At 70.1% G+C, this 17178-nt stretch carries 11 protein-coding genes; 5 read left to right on the top strand and 6 right to left on the bottom strand.

What is annotated here, in order from left to right:
* Positions 1-155 precede the first annotated feature (155 nt).
* The 3 genes from ACGFNN_RS16080 (at position 156) to ACGFNN_RS16070 (ending at position 5056) form a co-directional block, all read left to right on the top strand.
* On the top strand, positions 156-1430 hold the full coding sequence (locus tag ACGFNN_RS16080; RefSeq protein WP_393556310.1) for an HRDC domain-containing protein: 1275 nt from the start codon (positions 156-158) through the stop codon (positions 1428-1430).
* A gap of 273 nt (positions 1431-1703) precedes the next feature.
* Positions 1704-2930 carry a thiolase family protein gene (locus ACGFNN_RS16075; protein ID WP_393556309.1) on the top strand — a complete coding sequence of 409 codons (1227 nt, stop codon included), beginning with the start codon at positions 1704-1706 and terminating at the stop codon, positions 2928-2930.
* Entirely contained in the window at positions 2927-5056 is a 2130-nt protein-coding gene (locus ACGFNN_RS16070) for a 3-hydroxyacyl-CoA dehydrogenase NAD-binding domain-containing protein (protein ID WP_393556307.1), read from the top strand. Before ACGFNN_RS16075 ends, ACGFNN_RS16070 begins: the two co-directional genes overlap by 4 nt.
* Before the next feature lie 153 nt (positions 5057-5209).
* On the opposite strand, the gene galU is transcribed toward ACGFNN_RS16070, so the two are convergent.
* The 6 genes from galU to ACGFNN_RS16040 all read right to left on the bottom strand — a co-directional run bounded on the left by galU (position 5210) and on the right by ACGFNN_RS16040 (position 15152).
* On the bottom strand, positions 5210-6124 hold the full coding sequence (galU, locus tag ACGFNN_RS16065) for a UTP--glucose-1-phosphate uridylyltransferase GalU (RefSeq protein WP_393556305.1): 915 nt from the start codon (positions 6122-6124) through the stop codon (positions 5210-5212).
* Positions 6125-6240: 116 nt separating this feature from the next.
* On the bottom strand, positions 6241-8229 hold the full coding sequence (locus tag ACGFNN_RS16060) for a glycosyltransferase (protein ID WP_393556303.1): 1989 nt from the start codon (positions 8227-8229) through the stop codon (positions 6241-6243).
* 40 nt (positions 8230-8269) lie between these two features.
* Positions 8270-10276: a glycosyltransferase gene (locus ACGFNN_RS16055; protein ID WP_393557071.1), complete on the bottom strand. Its 2007-nt coding sequence runs from the start codon at positions 10274-10276 to the stop codon at positions 8270-8272.
* A gap of 2 nt (positions 10277-10278) precedes the next feature.
* On the bottom strand, positions 10279-11949 hold the full coding sequence (locus ACGFNN_RS16050; RefSeq protein WP_393556301.1) for a stealth family protein: 1671 nt from the start codon (positions 11947-11949) through the stop codon (positions 10279-10281).
* Positions 11950-11999: 50 nt separating this feature from the next.
* A complete protein-coding gene (locus tag ACGFNN_RS16045) occupies positions 12000-13754 on the bottom strand; it encodes a stealth family protein (protein ID WP_393557070.1) in 1755 nt (584 codons plus the stop codon).
* Positions 13755-14132: 378 nt separating this feature from the next.
* On the bottom strand, positions 14133-15152 hold the full coding sequence (locus ACGFNN_RS16040) for a hypothetical protein (protein ID WP_393556300.1): 1020 nt from the start codon (positions 15150-15152) through the stop codon (positions 14133-14135).
* Between the two features lie 449 nt (positions 15153-15601).
* Between ACGFNN_RS16040 and ACGFNN_RS16035 the strand changes: the two genes are divergently transcribed.
* Both ACGFNN_RS16035 and ACGFNN_RS16030 read left to right on the top strand, forming a co-directional pair.
* Positions 15602-16708, top strand: coding sequence for an LCP family protein (locus ACGFNN_RS16035; protein ID WP_393556298.1), 1107 nt, complete (start codon positions 15602-15604; stop codon positions 16706-16708).
* A gap of 29 nt (positions 16709-16737) precedes the next feature.
* Positions 16738-17136: an NTP pyrophosphohydrolase gene (locus ACGFNN_RS16030; RefSeq protein ID WP_393556296.1), complete on the top strand. Its 399-nt coding sequence runs from the start codon at positions 16738-16740 to the stop codon at positions 17134-17136.
* The last annotated feature ends 42 nt before the right edge of the window (positions 17137-17178 follow it).

Genomic DNA, 17178 nt, shown 5'->3' with positions numbered 1-17178 from the left:
AGGGGGCGCGGCCGCCCTGCGTAGGGCAAACACCCACGCCCCCCCCCCCCGCGGGACCGGGCGGGGTGGCCCTGCGGGCGGTTTTCGGGGCTGGGCGGCCGGGGGGCGCACGGTCCCGCCGCGGGGCGACTCGCATACACAGATACCCTTGGCATGTGACCGACGCCCAAGAGACCGCAGCAGACACTTCACTGCGAACCACCGGGGGCGCTCCCCCGGACGACGTCGCCCCGGCGCCGATCCCCTTGCTGGAGCCACGCGAGGGCATTCCCCCGGTGGTGGCGGACGACGACGCGCTCGCGAGGGTGATCGCGGACTTCGCCGCCGGAACCGGCCCCGTGGCCGTCGACGCCGAGCGCGCCTCGGGGTACCGCTACGGCCAGCGCGCCTATCTCGTACAGCTGCGCCGCGAAGGCGCGGGCAGCACGCTGATCGACCCGGTCGGCTGCCCCGACCTGTCCGGCCTCGGTGAGGCGCTGGCGGACACCGAGTGGATCCTGCACGCGGCCACCCAGGATCTGCCCTGCCTGCGCGACATAGGCATGACGCCGACCTCGCTCTTCGACACGGAGCTCGCCGGACGCCTGGCGGGATTCCCGCGCGTCGGGCTGGGCGCCATGGTGGAGAACGTCCTCGGCTACGCCCTGGAGAAGGGGCACTCCGCGGTGGACTGGTCCACCCGGCCGCTGCCCGAGCCCTGGCTGCGTTACGCCGCGCTAGACGTCGAGCTCCTGGTGGATCTCCGTGACGCCCTGGAGAAGGAGCTCGACCGTCAGGGCAAGCTGGAGTGGGCACTGGAGGAGTTCGCCGCGATCGCCTCGGCGCCGCCCGCGCCCCCGCGCAAGGACCCGTGGCGCCGGACCTCCGGTATGCACAAGGTGCGCCGCCGCCGGCAGATCGCGGTCGTGCGGGAGCTGTGGACCGCGCGGGACCAGGTGGCGCAGCGGCGGGACATCTCGCCCGGCAAGGTGCTCGGCGACGCCGCGATCGTCGAGGCCGCCCTGGCGCTCCCGGCCGACGTGCAGGGGCTCACCGCCCTGCCCGGCTTCGGGCACCGGATGGGGCGCCGCCAGCTGGAACAGTGGCAGGCCGCCGTCGACCGGGCCAAGCAGCTGCCCGAGTCGGAGTTGCCGCAGCCCGGCCAGCAGCCCGCCGGCCCGCCCCCGCCCCGTTCGTGGGCCGACAAGGACCCGGCCGCGGCGGCCCGCCTGTCGGCGGCCCGTACGGCGGTGACGGAACTCGCCGAGCGGCTGCACATGCCGCAGGAGAACCTGATCACCCCGGACACCGTGCGCCGGATCTGCTGGGAGCCGCCCAAGGCGCTGACCCCCGGCGCGGTCGAGACTGCGCTGACCGGGCACGGTGCGCGGCGGTGGCAGATCGAACAGGTGGCTCCTCTCCTCCTCCGCGCCCTCGGCACCGGCGCCTGACCCGTCCCGACACGCGTGTGGCCCCCTGCCGGATCCGGCAGGGGGCCACACGCGTGTCGGGAACGCCCCTGGGACCACCTCGTCCAGGAGGATCGATTTCACGCCAGTTGTCCGGCCCTCCCCCGCAGTCGGCGGCACCCCCTCCTGTGTGACGTTCGCCGCTCCGGGGACGGGGGGTGGGCAGTCTGGTTACCCGCAAGTAGCATGAGGGGCGTGGCGCGCCGATGCGTGCGCCCGCAGCAGTGCCATCCCGCACCCTGGAGGAGAGCCACCGTGCCTCGTACCATCCGGGACGTCGTCTTCGTCGACGGCGTCCGCACCCCGTTCGGCAAAGCGGGCCCGAAGGGCATCTACCACGAGACCCGCGCCGACGATCTCGTCGTGAAGGCCATCCGGGAGCTGCTGCGCCGCAACCCGGACCTGGACCCCGCGAAGATCGACGAGGTCGCCATCGCGGCGACCACCCAGATCGGCGACCAGGGCCTCACCCTCGGACGCACCGCGGGGATCCTCGCCGGTCTGCCGCAGTCGGTGCCCGGCTACTCCATCGACCGCATGTGCGCGGGCGCCCTGACCGCCGTCACCTCGACGGCCGGGTCCATCGCCTTCGGCGCGTACGACGTCGTCATCGCGGGCGGTGTGGAGCACATGGGCCGCCACCCGATGGGCGAGAGCGTGGACCCGAACCCGCGCCTCGTGTCGGAGAAGCTGGTCGACGAGTCCGCCCTCTTCATGGGCATGACCGCGGAGAACCTGCACGACAGGTACCCCTCGATCACCAAGCAGCGCGCCGACGAGTACGCGGTCCGCTCCCAGGAGAAGGCCGCCAAGGCGTACGCCAACGGCAAGATCCAGCAGGACCTGGTGCCGGTCTCCGTGCGCCGCACCAACGCCGAGGCGGGCGAGACGGGCTGGGGCCTGGTCACCGCCGACGAGCCGATGCGCCCGGGCACCACGCTGGAGTCGCTGGCCGGTCTCAAGACCCCGTTCCGCGCCCACGGCCGCGTGACGGCCGGTAACGCCGCGGGTCTCAACGACGGCGCCACCGCCTCACTCCTCGCCTCCGAGGAGACCGCCCGTGAGCTGGGCCTCCCGGTCAAGATGCGCCTGGTCTCCTACGCCTTCGCGGGTGTCGAGCCCGAGGTCATGGGCTACGGCCCGATCCCGGCGACGGAGAAGGCCCTGGCCAAGGCCGGTCTCTCCATCGAGGACATCGGTCTCTTCGAGATCAACGAGGCCTTCGCCGTGCAGGTGCTCGCCTTCCTGGAGCACTACGGCATCGCCGACGACGACGCGCGCGTCAACCAGTACGGCGGCGCGATCGCCTACGGACACCCGCTCGCATCCTCCGGCGTCCGTCTGATGACTCAGCTGGCCCGCCAGTTCGAGGAGCAGCCGGAGGTCCGCTACGGCCTGACGACCATGTGCGTCGGCTTCGGCATGGGCGCCACGGTCGTCTGGGAGAACCCGCACTTCGAGAACGCCGGAGGCAACAAGTGAGCTCCACCACCGAGCTTCTGAAGGGCGCGGCCGAGCTGTTCCCCGGTGAGGTCGTCACGCAGGCGCACGTACGCCACCTCGACCTGCCCGGCGGCGCGGGGCGCTTCGCGCTCATCACGCTCGACAACGGCTTCGACCACACCAAGCCGACCACCATCGGCCCGCAGTCGCTGGCGAACCTGAACGCCGCCGTCGACCAGGTCGAGAAGGAGGCCACCGAGGGCACGATCGTCGGCGTCGGTGTGACCGGCAAGCCATTCATCTTCGCTGTCGGCGCGGACCTCAAGGGCGTCGAGCTCCTCAAGGAGCACAAGGACGCGCTGGCCATCGGCAAGGGCGGCCACGACGTCTTCCGCCGTCTCTCCGGCCTCGCGGTCCCGACCTTCGCGTACTACAACGGCGCGGCCATGGGCGGCGGTGTGGAGATCGGTCTGCACTGCACCTACCGCACCGTCTCCAGCGCGCTGCCCGCGTTCTCGCTGCCCGAGGTCTTCCTCGGCCTGGTCCCCGGGTGGGGCGGCTGCGCGCTGCTCCCCAACCTGATCGGCGCCGACCGCGCCGTCTCGGTGATCATCGAGAACTCGCTGAACCAGAACCGCCAGCTCAAGGGCAAGCAGGTATTCGAGCTCGGGATCGCCGACGCGATCTTCGAGGGTGCGGACTTCCTGGAGCAGTCGCTGATCTGGACCGCCTCCGTCCTCAAGGGCGAGATCGCGGTGGAGCGTCCCGACGTCGACCGCGGTGAGGCCTGGGACCAGGCCGTCGCGCGTGGCAGGGCGATCGCCGACTCCAAGGTGCACGGCGCCGCCCCGGCCGCGTACCGCGCGCTGGAGATCATCGCCGCGGCGAAGTCCGGCGACCTCGGTGCCGGCTTCGACGCCGAGGACCAGGCCCTCGCGGACCTGATCATGGGCGGTGAGCTGCGCTCGGGCATCTACTCCTTCAACCTGGTGCAGAAGCGCGCCAAGCGCCCGGCCGGCGCTCCGGACAAGGCCCTGGCCCGTCCGGTGACCAAGGTGGGCGTGGTGGGCGCCGGTCTGATGGCCAGCCAGCTCGCCCTGCTCTTCCTGCGCCGCCTCGAGGTCCCGGTCGTCCTCACGGACATCGACCAGGCCCGTGTCGACAAGGGTGTGGGCTACGTCCACGCCGAGATCGAGAAGCTGCTCGGAAAGGGCCGCATCAACCAGGACAAGGCCAACCGCCTGAAGGCCCTGGTCTCCGGTGTGCTGGACAAGGCGGAGGGCTTCTCCGACGCCGACTTCGTCATCGAGGCCGTCTTCGAGGAGATCGGCGTCAAGCAGAAGGTGTTCGCGGAGGTCGAGGCGGTCGCCCCGGCGCACGCGATCTTCGCCACGAACACCTCGTCCCTCTCGGTCACCGAGATGGCCTCGAAGCTGAAGCACCCCGAGCGGGTCGTCGGCTTCCACTTCTTCAACCCCGTCGCGGTCCTCCCGCTGCTGGAGATCGTCCGCGGGGAGCAGACCGACGACGCCTCGCTGGCCACGGCCTTCGGCGTCGCCCGTAAGCTGAAGAAGACCGCGGTACTGGTGAAGGACGCCCCGGCGTTCGTCGTCAACCGCATCCTCACCCGGTTCATGGGCGAGATCCAGAACATCATCGACGAGGGCACCCCGGTGGCCACGGCGGAGAAGGCCATCGAGCCCCTCGGCCTGCCGATGTCCCCGCTGGTGCTGCTGGAGCTGGTCGGCCCGGCCATCGGCCTGCACGTCTCCGAGACCCTGAACCGCGCGTTCCCGGACCGCTTCACGGTCTCGGAGAACCTCGCGGCGGTCGTGAAGGCGGGCAAGCGCGGCTTCTACGTCTACGACTCCGGGAAGCCGGAGCTGGACCCGGAGGTCGCGGCCCTCCTCCAGCAGGGCGACACCGTCCTGACGGAGGACCAGGTCCGTGACCGCGTCCTGGACGCGGTGGCGCAGGAGATCGGCCTGATGCTCGACGAGGGTGTCGTCGCCGAGGCGCAGGACGTCGACCTCTGCCTGATCACCGGCGCGGGCTGGCCCTTCCACCTGGGCGGCATCACGCCGTACCTGGACCGCGAGGGCGTCTCCGAGCGCGTCAACGGCAAGCGGTTCCTGGAGCAGGGCGTGGCGAGCGTGCCTGCGTAGGGCGCGGCGTTCACCGCGACGGGCCGTACGGGAGTGATCCCGTACGGCCCGTTCGCCGCACACCGGTGAACGTCCTGTGGCTGCACGCCTCTCCGCATTCCTAGCGAGCGTCGCCCGCCGCGCGGGGGCGCGGCCCGCTCGACCGGCGTCCTGCTAGAGGATCCCCTCTTCCCGTACGAACTCGCCCAGCCAGGAACGGAAATCAGGACCGAGGTCCTCCCTCTCGCAGGCCAGCCGGACAACGGCACGCAAATAGTCGCCGCGGTCCCCGGTGTCGTAGCGGCGGCCACTGAACACCACCGCGTGCACGGGTCCGCCGAGAGTCGGATCGAGAGCCAACTGGCGTAGCGCATCCGTAAGTTGAATCTCACCGCCGCGACCCGGCTCGGTCTTGCGAAGAATGTCGAAGATCTCCGGGGCGAGGACGTAGCGGCCGATCACAGCGAGATTGCTCGGGGCTGTCCCGGGTTCGGGCTTCTCCACCAGGTCGGTGACGGCCAGAACGTCGCCCGCCTCGCCGTCCGCGGAAGCGACCGCCGCACATCCGTAAAGGTGCGTTCGGTCGTCCTCGACCTCCATGAGTGCCACGACGCTACCGCCGCGCCGCTCCTGAACCTCCAGCATCCGGGCGAGCAGCGAGTCGCGCTCGTCGATGAGGTCGTCGCCCAGCAGCACCGCGAACGGAGCGTCGCCGACGTGCGGTTCAGCGCAGAGGACGGCATGGCCGAGACCGAGCGGGTTGCCCTGGCGCACGTAGTGGACGTCGGCCAGCTCGCTCGACTCTCGGACCTGACGCAGTTTGCCGTGGTCACCCTTCAGCTCCAGCAGGTGCTCCAGTTCGTAGGCCCGGTCGAAGTGGTCTTCCAGAGCGCGCTTGTTACGACCGGTGACCATGAGTACGTCATCGAGCCCGCTGCGTACGGCCTCCGCCACCACGTATTCGATGGCGGGGCGGTCCACGACCGGGAGCATCTCCTTGGGGGTCGCCTTGGTCGCGGGAAGGAATCGGGTGCCGAGACCAGCGGCCGGGATGACGGCTTTGCGCGTGCGGCAAGGGTGTGTAGGCATGTACGTGGACTCCACAGCGGGCAGTGAAATATGACGGTGTGACGGAGAGCCCCGGACCTGAGGCCCGGGCTCCGGACCGGCAGGACGGAGCGGCAGGACGGAGCGGCAGGCAGGTTTCAGTCCTTGTCGGGGCTGACGGTGAAGGACAGCTCGTTGCCGGGCGTGAAGAAAACCCTTCCCCGTGCCGGTCCCTGCGTCGGGTGGTGCCAGCGCTGGGTGGGATAGACGTCGATCCGTTTGCGCTCGAGGATGTCGTCGAAGAAACGCGCCGGCCTGATCCGCGGTCGGCCGGGTTCGCGTTCCAGCCACAGGTCCCAGTCGTCATGGCCTCCCGACGAGGCGGCAACCACCCCGGCGAACGGGAGATGCGCCTCGAAGGCGCCGTCGTGTCCCACGTGAACCTGGCCCGACACGGTGGACCCGGCACTCCCCCGACGAGGAACGGCCCTCAACTGCAGCCCGAGGAGGTCGGTGCCGGGTGGAGCGATCAGACTGCCGCGTACGAGCCAGCCGTCCGGCACGACCAGCACCGAGTGCACCTCGGCGTGTTCCACGCGATGCCGCACGAAGAGCGACAGATGACCGTCCGCGGTGCGGTAGGGAACGGGCCAGTACGCGGGGCCTTCCGCCGGGATCCGGCGGATCAGCAAGCCACCCGTGTGGATGCCCTCGACGGAGAGCGGCTGGCGGCTGCCGTCGGGAAGCTCCAGGTCGATGTCGTAACGCCCCTCGGCGAGGACAGGTGGTTCGGAGGGAACCACGTACACCGTCCGGTGCGTGCCGGTCGACTCGTCCACCGACGCCCCCAGAGCGGCCAGCCGGACCAGTGGCGTCTCGGACTTGCGCAGGGTGACACACAGCGCGGGAGGCTCGGCTCCGGGGGGCAGCACGGCGCGTATCTCGATGGAACCGTCACCGCGCACCAGTACATCCGCCGGGACGACGGCGGGCACGCCGGCGGCACCCTCCTTGGGCACCGAGGCGGCCACGTCCCGCAGGAAGGCGTCGTAGCGGAAGGCGATGCGCTCGGCGCTGTAGAGCGGGGCCGAGGCGTAGGCACCCTGGGAGAGCTTCTCCCGCTCGGCCGGCTGCTCGATCAGGTAGCGCATCGCCTGGGCCATGGCTTCCTCGTCACCGACCGGAACCAGGATTCCGTTGCGGCCCGGGACGACGATCTCGCCGGGACCGAAGGGTGCGTCGGCCGCCAGGACCGGCAGCCCGTGGTGCATGGCCTCCACCATGGTCAGGCCGAAGGATTCGCGGCGGGCCGCGCTCACCGCGAACGCGGCCTTGTCCCACTCCGCGGTGAGGTCGGGCAGTGCACCCATGAGGCGGACGGCGTCACTGAGCCCGTGCGCGTGCACCAGCTCCTGAAGCCGTGCGTGCTCGGGTCCCCGGCCGAAAATCCTCAGTCGCCACTGCGGGTGATCGGGCGCGACCCTGGCGAACGAGTTGATCAGCGTGTCGAAGGCCTTACGTGGCACGAGCTGGCCGGCGGCCACGATCAGTGGCAGGCCACGCACTGGGGCGTGCCGGGCCGGGGCTGGGACGATGTTGCCGATGGCGGCGAGCGGGGGCGCCTGGTCGCCGAGTTGTTGCTGATAGTTGTTCACGTCGGCCTGGGTGAGGCAGACGACGCCGTCCATCTCGCGGTACAGCTCCAGAGTGCGGTCGCGCAGCTCCTGGGAGGGCACCATCGAGCCTTCGTGGTCGATGACCACGCGCCCGTAACCGTGCCGTCCATGGGCTATGAGATACGCGGCGAGCGCCGGACGGGCGGCGATCACGACATCGGCGTCGCACCGGCCGAGGTGGCCGAGGATCAGGTCGTCCACTTCCGGGGTGTAGTTGTCGGCCCAGTCGTCCTCGCGCGGCATGATCCGGGACCGCTTGCCGCCCTTCGTCTGCGCCGCCCCCTCACGCCGGTCGGCCAGATGGCGCACCGTCACGCCACCGGACGGCGGGAAGGACGGCCGGTCCGCCGTACGGAAGATGGAGACGATCTCCACCTCGTGGTGGACCGCCAGAGCGGAGGCCAGGCTGCTGGTCGCCCGCGGCACCCCTCCGAAGTTGTCGATGCTGTGGAGCAGGAAGGAGATCCGCACAAGTGTCCTTCAGGAGTGTCGAGGTCCGTGAGGGCCGATGTCAGTGATGCTCGGTCACCACGAGCGAGAGTTCGTTGTCGGCGGTGAAGTAGGGCCGGAGCCCGACGACGGCACGGCCGACGTCGGGGCCGAACAGGCCTTTCGGCTCCTCCCTCACCAGCTCCGGGAAGCGCTGTACATCCCGCCGCACCACTTGGTCGTCGGCGATGCGTGCCACTCTGACGGGCTCGCTGCCGCTGTCGTCGGTGAGCAGCACGTCCCAGTTCTCGCGCATGAGCAGCCGGGCCCTCATGGCCTCGTCCATGTTCAGTTCTGCGCCGAACCAGCCGTCTTCGTAGCGAACCCGCCCGGCCCTCAGCGTGCGCGTGGGATCCTGGCGGCGACGCAGCAGCACCGAGAGCTCACCGCCGAGCTGCCACTCCCCCTGCAGCCAGCCCGTCAGCCAGAGGCTGGTGTCGCTGTAGTCCACGGTCACCAGTTCGGCGTGGTTCGGCCGGGACCAGACCCGCAGGCGCAGATAGCCGCCCTCGGTCTCGTACGGCAGTACCCAGTGGAAGTGACGGAGGTCGCTCAGGTGGCCGACGTCCCGTGCGCCGCCGAGCGTGCATCGCCCGTAGCGCAGGCGTCTCTCCTTGCCCCTGCCGTCCACCGCGTAGAGATCGGCGCGGCCCTCGCCCAGCGCCGCGAGCAGGCGGGTGTCGATGCGGGCCTGGGCGCCACCACTCCCGACGGCGAAGTCGACCACTTCCTTGCGGCCTTTGCCCTGCTCCTTCACGCGCACCGAGCGGGTGCCGGACACGCCGCGCAGCGTGATGTCCCACATGCCGTTCGGAAGGATCTGGCAGTCGGCAGTCGGCCGACCCAGGTCTTCGGCAGGTGCGCCGCCGCTGGTGCGCCGGCGCTGGCTCCACCGGCCACGCACCCCGGCCTTGACCGTCCTGAACAGTTCCTCGTACGCGTCACCGACCTGCTCCGGTCCTGCGGACTGCGCCGTCCGCAGGGCCTGGACCCGGTGCGCGGAGCGCAGTAGCTCGTCGGCCATGTAGCGCTCCATCGCGCGTGCCGTGGCGTGCACGTCACCGACCGGTACCAGGAGCCCGCCCTGGCCCTCGGCCAGCGCCTCGGGGGCTCCGAAGGGCACTTCCGTGGCGACTACGGGGGTGGCCTGCGCCAGTGCCTCCATCACCGGCCGAGCGCTGTCCAGGCGTTCGGCGGTCACCAGAGCGATGTCGGCGTCGTAGTAGTCCTCCTCGCGGGCTTCCCGGTCGAAGAGCAGCACATGATCGTGGAGTCCCAGCGCGGTGACCAGGTCGCGCGTCTCGCGGCGCAGGGGCCCGGTGCCGAACACCCTCAGCTCCCAGCCCGGTTGTGCCGCGCGAGTCTGGGCGAAGGCGTGCAGCGCGAGGTCGACGCGCCTGCTCGAAACCAGCCTCCCGGCGTTGATCACCACACCCGTGGTCGCCTTGTCCGGACGCTCGGCAAGCAGCACCGGCTCGGCGATGTGGCGCACCTCGACGCCGGCGGAACGCAGCGCCCGGTACTCGGCGGCGGCGGCGTCGCCCTGGGTGAGCGGGACGACCGCGTCCAGTTCCCGGTAGAGCTCCGTCCAGCGGGCGCGCGACGACTCGGGGAGCCGCTCGACAGGTGCCGGCTGACGCGCGATACGCCGCGCGTGGGGTACACGGCACTGCGCAAGAGCCGCACCGAGCGCGGAGCTGAGGGCGATCACCACGTCGGCGCCGCTCGCCGACAGGTGCTTCCGCAGTCTCGCGTCGTCCGCGCGGTTGTAGCGCCGGAACTCGGGGTCGCCGGCGATGACGAGCTGTGAGGTGTTCTCGTCGTCACGGTCGCCGGCCCCGATCGAGGGGGCCAGGGCGACGACGTCGACGTTACCCGGGAGCCGCAAGGACGGGTGCGGCGCTGCGGCACCGCGTGCCGCGACGACGGTTACCCGGTGCCTTGCGAGGAGGGTCTGGGCGAGCCGGGCGGCCGTCCGCGCACCGACGGAGTCGGTGGCCATGGTGTGGGCGAGGATCTCGACGTTCATGCTCACGCCACCTCCTTCTCGTACGGGCTCGGCACCGGGTAGAAGGCCTCCAGGAATCGGTGGAGCAGGTGGCTCTGGTGCTCGATCTCGGCGGGGTCGCTCGCGGAGTCGTTGAGGCAGAAGGTGTCCCGGTCCCGGCGCAGGAGCAGCAGTTCCAGCTTGTGTTCCAGCTCGGGGTCGTCAAGCGCGAAGTAGCCGTAGCGGAGGTCACCAGGCAGGCTGCACCCGGAGTAGTAGCTGTAGTAGTGGTGCAGCGAGGAGGCGATGGAGAGGTCGGAGATGCTCCGCACGGGGCTGGCGGAGGTGGCCCGGTGCTCCTCGGGGAAGTCCCGTTCGATGGCGGCGAGGATGTCCCGGTTCAGCGCGTACGGCACGTGCTTCATCTTCTGCACGAGCGTGCGGCCGAACCGCTCCTGGATGAGGCGACGGTTGTTCTTCGCCGCGACCGAGGTGGGCACCTCGTCGGGCTCCGGCGGGCCGTAGGGAACCTGTGCGGGGGACGGGAAGAACTTCGCGATGCCGTTCGGGTGGAAGAACGCGGACGGCGTGAGGGTCCGCCCGATGAACATGTCGTCGTTGAAGTAGACGAAGTGGCGGGAGAGTCCGGGTATGTGGTGCAGCCGGGACTCGATCGCGTGGCTGTTGAAGGTGGGCAGGTGCGAGGGGTCGTCGAAGATCTCCCGGTGGTCCACCACCCGCGCCCTGCCGTCGCCGGGAGCCCACCAGTGCGGGGTCTGCTGGTCGGTGACGATGTAGATGTTCCGCACCCACGGCATGAACATCCGCACCGACCGAAGGCTGTACTTCAGTTCGTCGCGGGAGACATAACGGGCCAGGCTTGCCGCCTCCGCGTGGAACACCTCACCGCGGCTCTCGGCGCGGCGCCGCTGCCAGGCCGGGTCGTCACCGTCCACCCAGGTGTACACGACGTCGATGGGGAAGGGGTGCTCGTCGGGGAAGGGGATGTCCAGTTCGGGGCGGGTTCGCGTCGGGCGCAGCGCCGGCGCCTCGGCCCCGTGCATCCGGCCCACGAGCCTGGTCATCTGCTCTCCGGGGACGACCAGCTGCTGGTGGCCGAGCGAGACGGACTCGCTCGCGCGATTGCGGCGCGGGGCGACGAGACGGTCGGCGCCCTGGCCGGGCACGCTCTCCTCGGGCACCCAGAACTCGATGTCACACCCCGTGTCGGCACCATGCGTCAGGTGCCCTGCCTCCGTGGTGCGGAACCAGAAGGCGCGCACCACGGACAGGCCGTTCGCCCGCTCCCAGGTCTTGTCCGACGACCCCTCCCACGCTCCGTCGCCGGGGGCCATCCCGGACTTGGGGCGGGCGAGATAGCCCCGGCTGCCGGACAGCCGGGCGCGCAACGCCGCCAGAGCCTGTGGGCGTTGACGCGCGTCGACTCCGACCGCTGAGGCGGTGTCGTCGAGACCGGGCACCTCGAACCAGTCGACGCCCTCGGCCTCCAGGGCGCGACGTACTTCCAGGTTGTTCAACTCACGTGCGGCCAGCGGGGTCAGGCGGTCATGCACGAGAGCGACACGCGTGTGCATGTCCACGACGACCTGCCGCTCCGTACGGCTCCGGCGCAGCTGAGCAGGCGCGGGCGCCTGACGAGGGCCGGCGCCCATGAAGGTCTCGCCAGCCGATTCGCGACTGGAGGTGTCAAACACGCGGTTCACTTTCGTTACGGGGACGGGTACTGCGGCATGGAACGGTTCACTCACCGTCTGATCTCGGCCTTGCCTGACCGACTCACATCGCGGTACTCGTCCGAGTCCTCTCGCTCGAAGCGGCTGGGCACGGGGAAATACGCGTCGAGGAAGTCCCTGACCATGCGCTCCTGAGCCTCCGGGTCGGGATGCTCGACGGTGTCGTTCAGGCAGAACGTGTCGAAGTTCCGGTGGGCGAGCAAGCTGTCCAGGCGGTGCCTGGCCTGCTCGGCGGCAAGGTCGATGTACTGGTAGCGAATGTTCCCGGGGGTCGTACGGCCGGTGTGGAAGCCGTAGTAGTGGTGCAGTGAGGACGCGATCGGAACGTCGTCCGGCGACCGGAAGCGGGAGTGCTGGGTGCGGTGGTGCTCCTCGCCGTAGACCAGCTCGATGTCGGCGAGGATGCTGCGCCGCAGCGGGTGCGGGGTGTGCTTCATCTTCTGCGCGATACGAGTGCCGAAGGACCGCTCGATCAGGGCACGGCTGTTCTTGCCCGCCGCGTTCACCGGCAGATCGTCCGTGTCCGTGGGACCGCCCGGTATGAGCGCCTTGGACTGGAAGAACTTGGTCAGGCCGTTGGTGTGGAAGAAGCGGTCGGCACCGAGCGGACGTCCGAAGAACACATCGTCGTTGAGGTAGAGGAAGTGCTCGGACAGGCCGTCGATGTGGTGCAACTGGCTCTCGATGGCGTGCGAGTTGAAAGTGGGCAGGGCGGAGGGATCCGAGAAGATCTCGCGGTGGTCGACGACTCGGAGGCCTGGGACATCGGTGTCCAGCCAGCTGGGCACCTGCCCGGCGGTGACCAGATAGACGGTACGGACCCAGGGGGCGTACTGGTGCAGGGAGCGCAGGGAGTAGCGCAGCTCGTCACGGCTGGTGAAGCGCGCGTCGTTGGCCGCCTGCGCGTGCATCGCCTGCGGCGGGGTGCCCAGCCGTCCCGAGCGGACGGCGTCGCGCTCGGCACTCCATCGGGGGTCGGAGTCGTCGACCCAGGTGTAGACGACGTCGATGGGGAAGAGGTGGTCCTCCGCCAGCGGCTGGGTGAATTCGGCCACCGTTCGCGCACTGCCGGTGGTGTAGGCGCCGGGTACCAGGGCGAACAGGGCCTGCGGCACGGTGTGGCGCGGTGCACCGACCGCCACGTCCTCAACCACACGATTGGGGCGGGGTGCCTGCAACCGGCCCTTCCGTTCGGCCCAGAACTCCAGGTCACAGCCCTGATCGGCGCCGAAGACGAGTTCCTGGGTGGGGTCGGTGACGTACCACGCGATCCGAAGTGCGTCGTGCCTGCGCAGCTGGCGCCAGGACCTTCCGTCCTCGCCGGGTCGCATGCCCGACTCCGTCGCGGTGGCCGCACCCACGTAGCCCGGGGTCTGCTCGAAGGCGATCTGGAGCATCTCCTCCGCCGACTCGCGCAGGGCGGCGGGCACAGCGACCGTCGGAACGTTGTTGGTGGCACCGCGGATGCAGAAGTATTCGATGCCGCCCGCCTCGAGCGCGGCGATGAGGATGTGGAGATTGCGTGCCCTGGCAGCCCAGGCCGTGGCGCCGTCCACGCGCAGGGCGCGCATGTGCCTGCCCTTGACACGCACCACCCGGCGCATGGAGGCGACGCTGTGCCGAGGCGAGTTGCGCCGACCACCCATCGCCCACACGACCGTCGCCGACCGGATGGCGTCCACGGAGGTGAACGAGGACTTCACGGCGGAGCGCAGCGGAGCCGGCACCTTGCGGACGATGCCTCGTCGCGCGCCAGCCGGCACCACGGATCGGTACACCGAAACCAGCGATCCCGCCTCCGGATTCCCGGAACCGACCACGAGGCATCCACCACCCACGCCACTGCGGTCCAGCGTCTGCCGAGTCCGGGCACCCCCTCGTGCCCGGGTGACGGACGGTACGAGACCGAAACCTGTCATCCCCCATTGCGACCGCTCACAGAACAGTCACCTCCGCTCACTCACGAGCAGGTCACAGAACCTTCACATAAAGAGCCGATCAGTGTCCAGCCAAAAAAGTGGACATATCCGGCGTGCACCCGTGATGAATCCCACCGGAAACTCGTACAACCTTTTACAAGTACACGAGAACGGAGCATGAAATCGAGGTGAAGTACGAGCGACTTCTGCGCCTCGAGGAGGCTCTCAGGTCAGCCGGTGCCAGTGCGGCGAGAGCGTGAGTCCCGGCCCCGATTCCTGCCTGGTGACGGACACCGAGCCGTCCCGCCCCCGGACCGCCACGACGACACGACCGTGCCCGTCGAGCGCCAGCGCGGGATCGCCCACGCACTCCTGCGTGGTGTCCGACCACCAGACACCGCCCTGCTCCGCCTCGGTGCCACAGACGCCGATCAGCAGACTTCCGCCCGCCCCGCGCTGCGCGAGAACAGTGCAGTCGTAGCCGTCGAGGCGAGTACGCAGCGCCACCACGGCGCCGTCTCCGGGGTACCCGCCCACAGGCACGGGCCAACCCCCCGCCCGATAGGCGACGACACCCGCGGTGTTCGCGTCGGTCCAGTAGTAGGTGAAGCGGTCCGGTGCCGTCTCCAGTGCCGCCACGGAGCCCTCCACGGCGTAGAACTGCAAGGGGGTCCTGGTACTCCGCAGGGGCCCGTCCGGGTCGTCCTGACGCCACTGCTGGGCCCCGCGATCACTGGTCGCGAAGACCTCGACGAGGCCGCTCGCGGTCACCGACGGCACGAGGTCGGCGGCGAGCCCGGAGCCTTTCAGGTCCTGCCAGGCGCCCCACTTGCCCCCCTTCCCCTCCCGGCGCATCTGCAGGCCCCCGCCCGCGTTCCGCACGAAGACGTAGACCGCCCCCTGGGCATCGACGGCACCCGCCGGCGCACCGACCTTCAGGCCCGCCTCCTGGTCGCGGTGGAAATTGCCGAGGGAACGCCATTCGGTGACGGGCCGGCCGGTCTGATACTGCACGGCGTGCACGAAGTCCACGTTCGGCCCGGCGGGACCACGACGCTCGCGCCGCCCGAGGAAGTGCACGTACGAGTCGGCGCCCTGGACAATGGCGATGTCGGTCAGGTCAGCGACAGGGACGAGGACCGGACCGTCCCAGCGATCCCCACCCGCGGTGCGCTGCGTCCAGCGCAGCAGACCGCCATCCGTGCGGGTGTAGAGGGTGAGCCTGCCGTCCTTGCCGAGCAGCACCCAGCGGCCCCGGGGAGCTCCGCGGACTTCCCGGCGCCCGGCCGGCGGCGCGAGAACGGAAGCACTGCTCGCGGAGTCGGATCCTCTTCTCCGCATGACCAGTAACACCCTCTCCGCTTCACCGGTTCTTCATCCTGCCCACACAGGGCCGACAACATCATATGCTCGGCGTCAGTTTGCCCGATCCGGCCGGTCCGGTCAGCGATAGCGGCCCGCCGTCCGGTGTCACGCCCGCGGTGCGCCAAGCCCGACCGTGGGCGATCGGTCATGGAGCCCCGGCGAACGACAGGCCGGGTGGCGCGAGTTACGTTTTCAAGACCAAACACCCATACGCACGATCGTCTGTTCTATAGTGCACGCTCAGTCATGCACACACGGACCGGCCACACCCCCCACCCGAGTCCCACGCAATCCACAGCCCGCCAGGGCCTCGAGATTTGAGGACTCGGATGAGTCACGACGCCATCTCCCAGGACACGCACGAAGGCCGTTCGGCGTCTCATGGCGGTGGACGGAAGCGCAGACAGGGGCCCCGCAAGCGCCGCCGCGGCCTCAAGATCACCCTCGGAGTGCTCGTCGTGCTCCTGCTCGCGGGCGGCGGCACGGCGTACTGGATGTACCAGGACCTGGACGGCAACATCAAGGGTGTCGACATCGACAAGGCCCTCGGTGAGGACCGGCCCGAGAAGCTTCCCACCAGCGGCCAGAACCTGCTCGTGCTCGGTTCCGACTCCCGCGCGGGAGCGGAGAACAAGGAGCTGGGCGGGGGCGGCGCGGTCGGCGGGGCCCGGTCCGACACCGCGCTGGTGGTGCACATACCCGAGGGCCGCACCCGGGCCACCGCGGTCTCCATCCCGCGCGACACCCTGGTCACCCGGCCCGAGTGCGTCAAGGCCGACGGCTCGAAGATGGCGTCCGCGGAGCGGGTCATGTTCAACTCCGTCTACTCGCAGGTGGGTCCGTCCTGCGTGGTGAAGACCGTCGAGAAGATGTCCGGCGTGAGGATCGACCACTACCTGGAGATCAACTTCGCCGGCTTCAAGGACCTGGTGGACGCGATAGGCGGTGTCACCGTCGACGTCGAGGAACCGATCAAGGACAGCGCCTCGGGCCTGGACCTGACCGCGGGTACCCACAAGCTGAACGGCACCGAGTCCCTCGCCTACGTACGCACCCGGCACGGCATCGGCGACGGCAGCGACCTGGGCCGCATCGGGCTCCAGCAGCAGTTCCTGCTGGCCCTGCTGACGGAGATCAAGTCGCAGGACCTGCTGGGCAGTCCGACCGACACCTACAAGATCGCCAACTCCGCCACCAAGTCGCTCACCACCGACGAGGGTCTCGCCTCGCTGACCTCGCTGGCCGAGTTCGCCCGCTCGATGAACGGTGTCGATCCATCCTCCATGGAGACGATCATGCTGCCCGTCGCCTACGACAAGCAGGACCCGAACCGCGTGGTCGCCGCCGAGCCGCAGGCCGGCACCCTCTGGAAGGCGATCCGCACGGACGGCACGATCCCGGAGTCGGCGAAGAAGTCCCCGGCCACCGGCGGCTGAGCGGGCATCCTTCGGGGATGGACGAACGGATGACGGACGCACGGACCCTGGTGATCGTCGACGCCGCCAACGTCGTCGGGTCCGTACCCGACCGATGGTGGCTGGACCGGCACGGAGCGGCCGAACGGCTGCGGGACTCCCTCGTCCCGTACGCCGAGACGGGGCTGCCGGGCCATCCGGGCCCGGTCGAACTCGCCCTGGTGGTGGAGGGCGCCGCGCGCGGGGTCTCGTCCGTCCCCGGGGTACGCGTTGAGGCGGCGCCGGGCAGCGGGGACGACCTGATCGCCGAGTTGGCCGCCGCCGCCCATGGTGTACGCCGGGCCTGTGTCGTCGTCACGGCGGATCGGGCGCTGCGGCGGCGGGTCGAGGCGTACGGAGCCCACTGCACAGGCCCGCGCACGGTACGGCCCGTCCCGCCGTCGCGGTAGGGCTGTCCGGAGGCCCCGCCCGACAAGGGGGCGCCTCCGGTT

This window comes from Streptomyces sp. NPDC048590, assembly GCF_043199535.1.
In the GTDB taxonomy this organism is placed as follows: domain Bacteria; phylum Actinomycetota; class Actinomycetes; order Streptomycetales; family Streptomycetaceae; genus Streptomyces.
The sequence above is the reverse complement of the archived record's forward strand: the minus strand, read 5'-3'. Positions and strand labels throughout refer to the sequence as shown.

What these genes read in the sequence shown, in the direction of transcription:
- galU (WP_393556305.1), bottom strand. Translation starts at nt 6,124, where the DNA reads ATGCCTACACACCCTTGCCGCACGCGCAAAGCCGTCATCCCGGCCGCT.
- ACGFNN_RS16030 (WP_393556296.1), top strand. Translation starts at nt 16,738, where the DNA reads ATGACGGACGCACGGACCCTGGTGATCGTCGACGCCGCCAACGTCGTC.
- ACGFNN_RS16055 (WP_393557071.1), bottom strand. Translation starts at nt 10,276, where the DNA reads ATGAACGTCGAGATCCTCGCCCACACCATGGCCACCGACTCCGTCGGT.
- ACGFNN_RS16035 (WP_393556298.1), top strand. Translation starts at nt 15,602, where the DNA reads ATGAGTCACGACGCCATCTCCCAGGACACGCACGAAGGCCGTTCGGCG.